Source organism: Catellatospora tritici, from assembly GCF_019083965.1.
Classification (GTDB): Bacteria; Actinomycetota; Actinomycetes; order Mycobacteriales; family Micromonosporaceae; genus Catellatospora; species Catellatospora tritici.
In genome coordinates this window covers 47,368-59,037 of record NZ_JAHRCY010000011.1, presented here as the reverse complement: position 1 = coordinate 59,037, position 11,670 = coordinate 47,368, and the positions used below count along the sequence as shown (strand labels likewise).

Sequence of the window (11,670 nt, the reverse complement as noted above, 5' to 3'; positions counted from 1 at the left end):
ACTACATCGCCTGCGGCGATGCCACGTTCCTTTACCGATGCGGTCGGCGGCCGATCGCTGGTGGTCGCCCCCCGCGGTCAGCCTTTGACGGATTTGAGCAGAACGGTCGCGACGTCGATGACCTCGACGCTCTCCTCGCCCTTGGACCGGACCCCGTCGGTGATCATCGTGGAGCAGAACGGACAGCCGACCGCGATCGTCTTGGCGCCGGTGGCCAGGGCCTCCTCGGTGCGCTCGACGTTGATCCGCTTGCCGATCCGCTCCTCCATCCACATCCGGGCACCGCCGGCGCCGCAGCAGAACGAGCGCTCCTCGCGGCGGCCCATCTCCAGGATGGCCGGGGCGGTCGAGCCGCCCAGGGCGGCGCCGAGGACCTCGCGCGGCGGGGTGAACACCCGGTTGTGGCGACCCAGGTAGCACGGGTCGTGGTAGGTGAGTCCGCCCTCGATCGGCGTCACCGGGGTGAGCTTGCCGATCTTGACCAGGTGCGCGAGCAGCTCGGTGTGGTGCACCACCTCGACCTCCAGCCCGAGCTCCTTGTACTCGTTGCCGATGGTGTTGAAGCAGTGCGGGCAGGTCGCCACGATCTTCAGCGCGCCGGATTCCTTGATCGTCTCAACGTTCTGCTGGGCGAGCATCTGGTAGACGAACTCGTTGCCGATCCGGCGGGCGGGGTCGCCGGTGCAGGTCTCGTTGTTGCCCAGGATCGCGAACGACACCCCGGCCTCGTTGAGCAGCGTCGCAACGGCCCGGGTGGTCTTCTTGGCCTTGTCCTCGAACGCCCCGGCGCAGCCGACCCAGAACAGGTACTCGAACGACTCGGTCTCACCGACGCGCGGCACGGCGAAGTCCAGGCCCTTGGTCCAGTCCTCGCGGGTGTTCGGCGGGGCGCCCCACGGGTTGCCCTTGTTCTCCAGGTTGCGCAGCATCGCCCCGGCCTCGGCCGGGAAGCTCGACTCGATCATCACCTGGTAGCGGCGCATGTCGACGATGTGGTCCACGTGCTCGATGTCGACCGGGCACTGCTCCACGCACGCCCCGCAGGTGGTGCACGCCCACAGCGCGTCCGGGTCGATGACGCCGAGCTCGTCCGCGCCGCCGATCAGCGGCCGCTCCGCCTCGGCCAGGGCCAGGACGTTGACCTTCGCCAGCTGCTCCGCCGTGCCCTTCTCGTCCCCGCTGAGGTCCTTGCCGCCGCCGGCGAGCAGGTACGGCGCCTTGGCGTAGGCGTGGTCGCGCAGCGACAGCACCACCAGCTTCGGCGACAGCGGCTTGCCGGTGTTCCACGCCGGGCACTGCGACTGGCAGCGGCCGCATTCGGTGCAGGTGGAGAAGTCCAGCAGACCCTTCCACCCGAAGTGCTCGACCTGGGAGACACCGAAGGTGTCCTGCTCCGGGTCGGCTTCCTCCAGGTCGATCGGCTTGCCCGCCGAGGTCATCGGCTTGAGCGCGCCGAGCGCGGGGGCGCCGTCGGCGTTGCGCTTGAAGAAGATGTTGAAGAAGGCCAGGAAGCGGTGCCAGGCCACGCCCATGGTCACGTTCAGGCCGATGGTGATCGCCCATGCCATCGACACACCGATCTTCACCAGGGCCGTGATGGTGATGCCGTTCGGCCAGGCGGGCAGCACGTCGCCGAGTGCGTGCGAGAGCGGGGTGGCCCAGCCGGGGGCGTGGAACCAGCCGTTGGCGACCTTGAAGCCGCGGATCAGGAACCCCAGGATCAGCACGGCGAGGATGACGTACTCGACGAAGTAGGCCTGCCACATCGTGGAGCCGGCGAACCGCGACCGCGAGGTGCGCGAGGGCAGGTTGCGCAACCGGATCGCGATCAGCGTGATGATCGAGACGATGCCGAGGATGCCCAGCCACTCGGTGACGAACAGGAACGGCGCCCAGTTGCCGAGGATCGGCAGTTCCCACTCCGGGTTGATCACCTCGAAGTAGGCGCCCAGGACCAGCGCCGACAGCACGATGAAGCTGATCATCACGATCCAGTGGGCGGCACCCACCCACGTCCAGGTCAGCATCTTCGTGTGCCCGAACGTCTCGCGCAGCATCGTCACCGTGCGCGTGCCCCGGTCGTTCGAGCGCGTCGGGTCGGGCTGTCCCAGCCTGATCACGGCCAGCATCTGCCGCACCGCCCGCACGACGAGCACTACGGCGACCGCGGTCACCGCGAACGCCAACACCGTGCTGACGATCTGCACCACGCCCATACCCACGCCTCCCTGCGCCCTGGTATCAGCCCTGTCTAACCCATACGTCTATCCGACACTTCTAGACCAAACAGAGCCTACGCCCTAGTTACCGTTCAGTAATGTGAGGGTGGGCACAACTGCCCAGACCCCGCCCGCCTGTTGAGGCGAGCGGGGCGGGGCTGAAACAGATGGAAGAACGTCGGTGCGTCAGCGCCACTTCGACAGCAGGCCGAGAGCGGTCACCATCGCACCGAACCCGACGGCCAGGTTCCAGTAGCCCCAGCCGGCAACCGGATACTCCGTGCTGGACAGGTAGTAAACGACCAGCCAAGCGATACCGAAGACGATCAGTGAGACCGCTGTGATCGGCAGCCAGATCGGGCTCGGTCGCTTCTCCGCGGCCGTAGTGGTCGGCAGCACGTCGGACGGCGGCGTGTAGATCTTCTTCTTGCGGACCTGCGACTTCGGCACGTTGGTCTCCTGGAGGGGCCCTGCCCACACCGGTCTGGGTGACCTTGGGCATGGGCCTGAATAATGTTCGACAGATAGCGTAGTCAGGTCATCGCAGTTTGGCACGAAGGGGGAGTGTTGGAATACACATCCGGCACCTCGTCGTGGCGAAAAGCCGTGTTCAGGGCCCTGCGCGCGTTCCGTCCGGGCCGCCGCCCGGGGCACGGGCGCACCGGCTGGACCCTCGGCGTGCCACTTATCGCGATGCTGGCCGGTCTGCTGTTCACGCTGAGCGCGACGGCCTCCGGGGGTTTCGCGCTGCGCGAAGACCGGCGGGTGGAGCTGTCCGAGCTGATCGACAAGAAGCAGGCCGAGGCCGACCGGGCCAAGACCCGGGCCGAGCAGCTGCGCAACGAAATCGACACGATCACGCGTACGCAGGCGGGCGGCGACGGCGCGATCATCGAGCAGCAGGGGCGCGGCGCCGGTTACCTGCCCGCCGCCGGGCTCTCCGGCGTGCACGGGCCAGGCCTGACGGTCCGCCTCAACGACGCCCCGAAGAGCGCGCAGACCCCCGACGCGGCCAGCCAGGACGACCTCGTCGTGCACCAGCAGGACGTGCAGGCGGTCGTCAATGCCCTGTGGGCGGGCGGCGCCGAGGCCATGACCATCATGGGCCAGCGGGTCATCACCACCACCGCCGTCCAGTGCGTCGGCAACACGCTGCTGCTCGACGGCCGCCGATACTCCCCCGAGTTCGTGATCTCCGCGATCGGCGACCCGGCCAAGCTGCGCGCGGCGCTCGACGCGGCCCCCGGCGTGCAGGCGTTCCGCGCCGCTGTACGCGACTACGGTCTGGGTTATAGCGTCAGCACGGAGACGAACATCGTCGCGCCCCCATACCAGGGGTCGGTTGAGCTGCGGCACGCCTCCGTCCCGCACCAGCGCTGAGGCAGAGACACACACATGAGCAGGCACCGCGCCCCGGACCCCCAGGACGACGAGACCACCACGTTCCCCCGCGTGGTGGCCGACGCCCTGCCCGCCGACGCGAGCATCACCAGCGTGCTGCCGATCGTCCCCGCGGACGCCACCACGGTGCTGCCGGTCGTGTCGGCGGACGCGACGACCGCGCTTCCGGTCGTGCGCCCCCAGACGCCCCTGTCCTGGTCCTCGGCGACCGAGCAGACCCCGCCGCGCCCGGTCGACGCCGACGCCACCACCCAGCTGCCCCGCATCGGCGGCTCGGGCATCGCCCGGCCCGCCCCGACGACAGCCACCGGTCGGGCCGTGGCCACCGACGAGACCGGCCTGCTCGGCGCGGTGCCACCCGCTCCCCCGCCGGACGAGGCGCCCGCCAAGCCGTCGCCGCGCCCGCGCTGGGGCGGCGGCGACCCACAGGTGCCCGTCAAGGCGGTGCGCGCCGGTGAGAAGAACTACCGCAGCGCCCACGCGGAGTACACGCGGACGACCGTCGGTTCGGTGATCCGGTCGACGCTGCGCGGCACCGGCGAGCTGATGATCACGTTCGGCCTGGTCATCCTGCTGTTCGCGGCGTACGAGGTCTGGGGCAAGACGGCCATCGTCGACGCCCACCAGAGCGAGCTGGAGCAGGGTCTGGCCTGGGACAACCCCACCGTGACCCCGTCGACCGCGCCCAGCCCCGCGCCGCTGGCCCCACCGGCGGCCGGCAAGGCCGTGGCCCGGCTCTACCTGCCCAAGCTGAAGAAGCACTGGGTGGTGGTGCAGGGCGTGACCCAGAAGGACATCCGGTACGCCCCCGGCCACTACCCGAACAGCGCCATGCCCGGCCAGCCGGGCAACTTCTCCGTGGCGGGCCACCGCAACCGGGCCACCTTCTGGGACCTCGACCAGATCAAGCCCGGTGACCGCATCGTCGTGGAGACCGCCGAGATGTGGTACGTCTACGAGGTCGTCAAGCAGCGGATCGTGCTGCCCACCGCGGTCGAGGTGGTGCGGCCGACGCCGCCCGGCCTGACCGCCGGAAAGTTGATCACGCTCACCACCTGCAATCCGAAGTTCGACAACTACCAGCGGCTGATCATCCACGGGACGCTCGTCTCCGAGCAGTCCCGCGCCGACGGCCAGCCCGCCGAGCTGGGAGCCGGTGCCTGATGTACGCCTGGATCTGGCGCAAGCTCCCGTTCGGCCTGCCCGGCAAGCTCGGCGGCTCGGTGCTGCTGCTCGGCGTCGTCGGCGCCCTGCTCTGGTACGTGATCTTCCCGTGGGCCGAGCCGCTGCTGCCCTTCGACGACGTGCAGGTCGGCGACCCCGAGAGCGGATACTCGCAGGTGGAGGACCCGGCTCCGGGTCCCTCGGCCGTCACGCCGTCCGGCACACCGATCGGCACACCGGACCCGTCGGCGACCGCGGTTCTGCCCGCGGGGTGATCAGCGTGCGCGTGCTCGTGATCGACAACTACGACTCGTTCGTCTACAACCTGGTGCAGTACCTGGCGCAGCTCGGCGCGGACTGCGAGGTCCGCCGCAACGACGAGATCAGCCTCGACGAGGTCGGCAAATTCGACGCTCCGGTACTGCTGTCGCCGGGGCCCGGCACGCCGGACAACGCCGGGATCTGCCTCGACCTGATCCGGGCGTACGGCGGCACCCTGCCGATGCTCGGGGTCTGCCTGGGCCACCAGGCCATCGGGCAGGCCTTCGGCGGGGCCGTGGTCCGCGCCCCGGAGCTGCTGCACGGCAAGACCTCGCAGGTGCACCACACGGGCGTGGGGGTGCTGGCCGGGCTGCCCGACCCATTCACCGCCACCCGCTACCACTCCCTCGCCGTCGCGGAGCAGACGCTGCCCCCGGAGATCGAGGTGACCGCGCGTACCGAGTCGGGGGTGGTGATGGCGATGCGGCACCGGGAGTTGGCCGTCGAGGGGGTGCAGTTCCATCCCGAGGCGGTGCTGACCCAGGGCGGGCATCTGCTGCTGGCCAACTGGCTGGCCTCGTGCGGCCTGCCAGAGGCCCTGGATCGGGCACCGGCGCTGGCCGCCGAGGTGGAGCAGCGGCGGCTGGCCGCGTTCACGAGCTGAGGCCGTACGCGAAACGGCGCCCTCCCGAAGCGGGAAGGCGCCGTCATGCGTCGGGCCAGGGGTCAGGCGGGCGGCGACGCGGATGCCGACGGGCTGGGCGGCGGCGCCTCCTCCAGCTTCCACACCACGATCGTGACCGTGGAGTCCTTCGGCTTCAGGATGCCCGCACCCGGGTCCTGGGTCTTGACCGTGCCGTCATGATCCGCGTCGGTGGTCGTGGCGTAAACGATCTTCGGCTTGAACCCGGCGAGTTCCAGGGCCGCGACGGCCTGGTCCACGGGCTTGTCCACCACGCCGGGGACCTTGACCAGGTCACCCTTCGAGATGAACACAGTGACCGTCGAGCCCACCTCCAGAGACGTCCCGCTGGCCGGGTCCGACCTGGTCACGGTGTTGGCGGGCTGAATGCTCGGCTCCTCCTGGACGTTGGCCACCAGGTTCGCGCGCTGCAGCTGGGACAGCGCGTCGTCCTTGGTCAAGCCCACCAGCGACGGCACCTCCGTGGTCGGCTTCCCACCGCAGATGCTGAACGTGACCTCAGCGTTCTCCTGAACCGTCTGTCCCTGCTCCGGGCTCTGCTGGGCCACGGTGTCCTTGGCACAGGTCGAGTTGGAGATCGGGTTGCCCAGCTTCCACCGCAGGCCCTGGGCGACGATCAACTTCTGGGCATCCGCCTGAGTCTTGCCGACCACGTTGGGCACGTTCACCTCCTTGGGCCGGTTCGCCAGGATCAGGCCGGCCGTCAGCGCCACCACGGCCAGCACGCCCAGCGCGGTCAGGGTCGCGATGACCCAGCCGGAGGCGCGGCGGCGGCGGGCGTCGCCGACCCGGGCCGGCGACGTGTTACGGCCGCCGGTGCGCGCGGGCGCCGTCATCGGCACCGTCTGGTCCTCGCGCAGCACCGGGGTGGCCAGCACGGGACGGCCCGCGGCGGCGCGCAGCAGGTCGGCACGCATCTCACCGGCGGACTGGTAGCGGTTGGCCGGGTTCTTCGACAGCGCCTTGAGTACGACCGCGTCGACGTCGGGGGTGACGTCGCGATTGCTCTGGCTCGGCGCGGGCGGCTCCTCCCGTACGTGCTGGTAGGCGACCGCCACCGGGGAGTCACCCACGAACGGCGGGTGGCCGCAGAGCAGCTCGAACAGCACACAGCCGGCCGCGTACACGTCCGAGCGGGCGTCGACCTGCTCGCCGCGCGCCTGCTCCGGGGAGAGGTACTGCGCGGTGCCGATCACGGCGGAGGTCTGCGTCATGGTCGTCGCACCGGAGGCCAGTGCCCGCGCGATACCGAAGTCCATGACCTTGACCTGGGCATTCGGCGTGAACATGACGTTGCCGGGCTTGATGTCGCGGTGGATGATGCCGTGGCGGTGGCTGAAGTCCAGCGCCGCGCAGATGTCCGCGGTGATCTCCAGAGCGCGGCGCGGCACCATCCGGCCCTCGGCGGCCAGCACCTCCTTGAGGGTGTGCCCGGCCACGAACTCCATGACGATGTAGGGCAGCACCTCGCCCGTGGGCGCGCGCTCCTCGCCGGTGTCGTACACGGCCACGATGGCCGGGTGGTTCAGCGCGGCGGCGTTCTGCGCCTCGCGCCGGAACCGCATCTGGAACGTCGCGTCCCGGGCCAGATCGGTACGCAGCATCTTGATCGCCACGTCACGGCCGAGCCGCAAGTCGCGGCCACGGTGCACCTCCGCCATGCCGCCATAGCCGAGCAGTTCGCCGACCTGGTACCTGCCGCCAAGCAGGCGCGCCTGCGCGTTCATCGCGTACGTCGTCCTTCGATCATCTGGTCCATGCTCACCTGGTCGGCTCGGTTCAGCCAACCCGCAGCTGAAAGTGTGACCTGTTCCGAATACGCGGAACCGGCCCGCGACCCGTTGCCCTGGTTCTGCGCCTTCCTCGCCTTGTAGCCGAGGTAGCCGGCGCAGGCCAGCACACCCAGCATGCCCAGCACCACCAGGATGACGATCAGAGCGGTCTTCCCGCCACTGCGCTCAACGACGGGAGGCGGTGCCGAGATCGGCCGCTGCGCGGGTGATTTCGGCGCGGCCGAGGCCGGGACCTGCGCGGCTCCCGGCCGGTACCCGCCCGCGGCGGGCTGGGCGGGGCTGACGGGACGGCCACCGGGGCTGACCGGGCGCGCCCCGACCGGGGTCGCCGCCACGGGCTGCATCGGCAGCGTGGGGCCGCTCTGGTTGAGCGCATTGCCCGCCTGCCGGGCCGCCTCGGCGAAAGAGGCCGCGGACGGCCAGCGCTTCGCCGGCTCCTTGGCCATCGCCCGCTGCACGATCTGGCGCACCACCGGCGGGATCTCGTTCGGCAGCGGCGGCGGGGTGCCGTTCACGTGCTTCATCGCGATCTCGATGGGGGTGTCGCCGTCGTAGGGCCGGTTGCCGGTGAGGCACTGGTACGCCACGACGCCCAGCGAGTAGATGTCGGACGAGGCCGAGGCACCCACCCCCGAGGCCTGCTCGGGCGCCAGGTAGGAGGCCGTGCCCATCACCGCGCCAGTGGCGGTGAGCTGCCCGGCCGCGGCCGAGCGGGCGATGCCGAAGTCGGTGAGCACCAGCGTGCCGTTGGGGCGCACCAGCAGGTTGCCGGGCTTTACGTCCCGGTGCACGATGCCCTTCTCGTGCGCGGCCTGCAGCGCGTCGGCGGCCTGCGCCACCAGCAGCATGGTCCGGGCCGCGGTGAGCCGACCGAACTTGTTGAGGGTGCGCCCCAGCGGGTCACCCTCGATGTACTCCATGATCAGGTACGCGACCTGGTCCATGCCGAAGTCGTACACCCGGACCACGCCGGGGTGGTTGACCGTGGCCATCGTGCGGGCCTCGGCCTTGAAGCGTTCGACGAAGTTCGGCTCCTCCAGCAGAGCCGTCAGCATCACCTTGATGGCGACCTCGCGGTCGAGCACCGTGTCGGTGCCGCGCCACACGTCGCCCATGCCGCCCGACGCGATCCGCTCGTCGATGCGGTAACGGCCGCTAAGGAGCGTGCCCGGGGAGACCATCACTTGCCACCCTTGTCCGCGATCACACCACGCATGACCTGTCCCGCAATACGAGCGGCCTCGCCACTGCCGCCCTTGCCGGCATTCTCCAGGAACACCGCCACCGCCGCGACCGGCCGACCATCCTTCATCGCGAATCCGATGAACCAGCCGTGCGACTTCGCATCCTCATCGTTCTCGGCCGTGCCGGTCTTGCCGCCGACCACGTATCCGTCGATCTGCGCCTTCTTGCCGGTGCCGTTCTCGACGACACTGACCATCATCTCCCGCAGCTGACCGGCGACGGTCGAGGTGCAGGTCCGGCGAAGCTCCTTGGGCGAGGCCACGTAGAGCTTCGAGGTCAGGTCCGGCCCGACCAGCTGGTCCACCAGGTACGGCCGCATCTGCGAGCAGTCGTTCGCGATCGACGAGGCGATCAGCGCGCCCTGCATCGGCGTCATCTTGACCTCGGCCTGGCCGATGGACGAGATGGCGATGGTCGGCTTGTCGTCCCCGCCCGACGAGGTGGTCAGCGGACCGGTCACGCTCTCAGCCACCCGCGGCGCCTTGTCCAGCGTCGACAGGTTGCCCACCCGCAGCTCGTCGTCGTAGAAGCCGAACGCCTTCACCGTGTCGGTGAGCTGCTGCGCGCCGAGCTCGACCCCCAGCCGCGCGAACGCAGTGTTGCAGGAGACGGTGAGCGCCTGCTTCAAAGTGATCTTGTCGTCGGGGCACACGTCCGCGTGCGAGTTCTTGATCACGTGCGTGGTGCCGGGCGCCTGGTACGTCGGGCCCGCCTCCACCAGCGTCTCCGGGTTCGCACCGTTGCCGAGCGCGGCCGCCGAGACCATCACCTTGAACGTGGACGCCGGGGGCCAGCGCTCCTGCGTGGCCCGGTTCAGCAGCGGCTTGTCCGCCCGGTTGTTGAGCGTGTCGTACGCGCTGGAGGCCTTGCTGTCGCTGTGCTGCACCAGCGGGTTCGGGTCGAAGCTCGGCATGGAGACCATCGCCAGCACCGCGCCGGTCGTCGGGTCGAGCGCGACGACCGCGCCCACTTTCGCGCCGTTGCGGTTGTTGGTCAGCTCCTTGTACGCCGTCTCCTGCGCCGTGCGCGACAGGGTCAGCATGACGTTGCCGCCCGCGGTGTGCTCACCGGTGAACATGTCCCGCAGCCGGTCGGCGAACAGCTTGTCCGAGGTGCCGGCGAGGAAGTCGTTCTCCATCTGCTCGATACCCGTGGCCGCGCCGTTGACCGGCTTGTACCCCAGCACGTGCGCGTACGCCGGCCCGTTGGGGTAGGTGCGCAGGTACTTGAGGTTGTCCTCGGTCTCCTTGCTGAGCGCGACCTCCTTGCCGCCGGCCATGATGAAGCCGCGCTGGCGGTCGTACTCGTCGATCTGCACGCGGCCGTTGTACTGGCTGGTCCGGTAGTCGTTGCCCTTGTACGCCTGGACCCAGTTCAGGTTGGCGAAGAGCAGGCCGAACAGCACCATCACGACGACACCGACACGACGCAGAGGGGCGTTCACCGGCGAGCACCTCCAGTCACGGCGGGGGTTCGGGCCGCATCGGAGATGCGCAGGATGAGCGCCACCAGCAACCAGTTGGCCACCAGTGACGAGCCGCCCGCGGACAGGAACGGCGTGGTCTGACCCGTCAGCGGGATCAGCTTGCTGATACCTCCGATGATCACGAAGACCTGCAGGCCGAGCGTGAACGCCAGGCCACCCGCGAGCAGCTTGCCGAAGGAGTCGCGCACCGCCAGGCCCGCGCGGATGCCGCGCTCGACCACGAGCAGGTACATGACCAGCAGGGCGGTGAGGCCGAACAGGCCGATCTCCTCACCCATGCCCGCGAAGATGAAGTCGTTGCGCACCTCGGGCACCTGCAGCGGGTTGCCCGCGCCGGGGCCGGTGCCGAACAGGCCGCCGGTGCCCAGGCCGAGCAGCGACTGCACCAACTGGTAGCCGCGCCGGTACGGGTCGGCGAAGGGGTCGAGCCAGATGTCGACGCGCTGCCCGAAGTTGGTGAACGGGCCGCCGACCATGCCGGCCAGCACGTACGCCAGCACCGCGCCGCCGAAGAAGAGCAGCAGACCGATGATGAGCCAGCTGACCCGCTCGGTGGCGACGTAGAGCGTCACCACGAACATGCCGAAGTACAGCAGCGAGGTGCCCAGGTCCTTCTCGAAGACGAGAACCAGGAGGCTCATCGCCCAGACCACGATGACCGGGCCCAGGTCGCGCCCGCGCGGGAAGTCGATGCCCAGGATGCGGCGGCTGGCCAGCGCGAGCACCTCCCGCTTGCGCACCAGGTAGTACGCGAAGAAGGAGAGCAGGGCCAGCTTGGCGAACTCGCCGGGCTGGATCGCGAAGAAGCCGCCGAACCGGATCCACAGCTTGGCGTTGTTGACCTCGGAGATGCTGCCGGGCAGCACCGCGGGCAGCATCACCAGCACGATGCCGCCCAGGCCGAGCGTGAAAGCGTACTTCGAGATCGAGCGGTGGTCGCGGACGAACCACAGCAGCACCGCCGCCCCGGTCACCGCGATCAGCGTCCAGAGCAGCTGCTTGCCGCCGTCACCGGCGAAGATCGCCAGGTCGACGCGTTCGGACGCCTTGGCCCGGCCCAGGTCCAGGCGGCGCAGGAAGCCCACACCGAGGCCGTTGAGCAGGGCCACCGCCGGGACCAGCACCGGGTCGGCGTACGGCGCGCGCAGCCGGATGACCACGTGCAGGGCCAGGAAGACCGCCGTCAGCACCCCGGCCGGATACCAGAAGTCCATGGTGACCCGGTCGAGCATGTTCGCCTCGACCATCGCCAGGTACGCGGCGACGAGCGCCATGCCCAGCAGCAGCAGCCACAGTTCGGTGCGGCGGGCACGGGCGGCCGCCGCGTCCAGGCGCGGAAAGCGCGACGCGGTCTCGACCGGGGTGTCCGGCGCGGTCACAGGAGGAGCGGTGTGAGGG

At 69.8% G+C, this 11,670-nt stretch carries 10 protein-coding genes; 4 read left to right on the top strand and 6 right to left on the bottom strand.

What is annotated here, in order from left to right:
* Window positions 1-77: 77 nt before the first annotated feature.
* Together KUA19_RS24435 and KUA19_RS24430 are read right to left on the bottom strand one after the other, a co-directional pair.
* On the bottom strand, window positions 78-2,216 hold the full coding sequence (locus KUA19_RS24435) for a (Fe-S)-binding protein (protein WP_217399389.1): 2,139 nt from the start codon (window positions 2,214-2,216) through the stop codon (window positions 78-80).
* Window positions 2,217-2,405: 189 nt separating this feature from the next.
* Window positions 2,406-2,669: a cell division protein CrgA gene (locus KUA19_RS24430; protein WP_217399387.1), complete on the bottom strand. Its 264-nt coding sequence runs from the start codon at window positions 2,667-2,669 to the stop codon at window positions 2,406-2,408.
* A gap of 117 nt (window positions 2,670-2,786) precedes the next feature.
* Between KUA19_RS24430 and KUA19_RS24425 the strand changes: the two genes are divergently transcribed.
* From KUA19_RS24425 to KUA19_RS24410, 4 genes are read left to right on the top strand one after another with little or no spacing between them, the layout of a single operon-like run.
* The gene (locus KUA19_RS24425) at window positions 2,787-3,599 is read left to right on the top strand and encodes a DUF881 domain-containing protein (protein ID WP_217399385.1); all 813 of its coding nucleotides are present in this window, start codon (window positions 2,787-2,789) and stop codon (window positions 3,597-3,599) included.
* A 15-nt stretch (window positions 3,600-3,614) separates the two neighbouring features.
* Window positions 3,615-4,784: a class E sortase gene (locus KUA19_RS24420; RefSeq protein WP_217399383.1), complete on the top strand. Its 1,170-nt coding sequence runs from the start codon at window positions 3,615-3,617 to the stop codon at window positions 4,782-4,784.
* Window positions 4,784-5,059, top strand: a complete 276-nt coding sequence (locus KUA19_RS24415) for a hypothetical protein (RefSeq protein WP_217399758.1) — start codon at window positions 4,784-4,786, stop codon at window positions 5,057-5,059. Before KUA19_RS24420 ends, KUA19_RS24415 begins: the two co-directional genes overlap by 1 nt.
* 5 nt (window positions 5,060-5,064) lie before the next feature.
* On the top strand, window positions 5,065-5,709 hold the full coding sequence (locus KUA19_RS24410) for an aminodeoxychorismate/anthranilate synthase component II (RefSeq protein WP_217399381.1): 645 nt from the start codon (window positions 5,065-5,067) through the stop codon (window positions 5,707-5,709).
* 62 nt (window positions 5,710-5,771) lie between these two features.
* Here the strand turns inward: KUA19_RS24410 and pknB are convergent, their stop codons facing one another.
* Genes pknB through KUA19_RS24390 form a run of 4 tightly spaced genes read right to left on the bottom strand, consistent with a single transcriptional unit; the run spans window position 5,772 to window position 11,546 of the window.
* On the bottom strand, window positions 5,772-7,475 hold the full coding sequence (pknB, locus tag KUA19_RS24405; RefSeq protein ID WP_217399379.1) for a Stk1 family PASTA domain-containing Ser/Thr kinase: 1,704 nt from the start codon (window positions 7,473-7,475) through the stop codon (window positions 5,772-5,774).
* Complete coding sequence (locus KUA19_RS24400; RefSeq protein ID WP_217399377.1) at window positions 7,472-8,722, bottom strand: serine/threonine-protein kinase; 1,251 nt, start codon at window positions 8,720-8,722, stop codon at window positions 7,472-7,474. The genes pknB and KUA19_RS24400 overlap by 4 nt, the downstream gene beginning before the upstream one ends.
* Window positions 8,722-10,230, bottom strand: coding sequence for a peptidoglycan D,D-transpeptidase FtsI family protein (locus KUA19_RS24395; RefSeq protein ID WP_217399375.1), 1,509 nt, complete (start codon window positions 10,228-10,230; stop codon window positions 8,722-8,724). Before KUA19_RS24395 ends, KUA19_RS24400 begins: the two co-directional genes overlap by 1 nt.
* The gene (locus KUA19_RS24390; RefSeq protein WP_217399710.1) at window positions 10,227-11,546 is read right to left on the bottom strand and encodes an FtsW/RodA/SpoVE family cell cycle protein; all 1,320 of its coding nucleotides are present in this window, start codon (window positions 11,544-11,546) and stop codon (window positions 10,227-10,229) included. The genes KUA19_RS24395 and KUA19_RS24390 overlap by 4 nt, the downstream gene beginning before the upstream one ends.
* Window positions 11,547-11,670 lie beyond the last annotated feature (124 nt).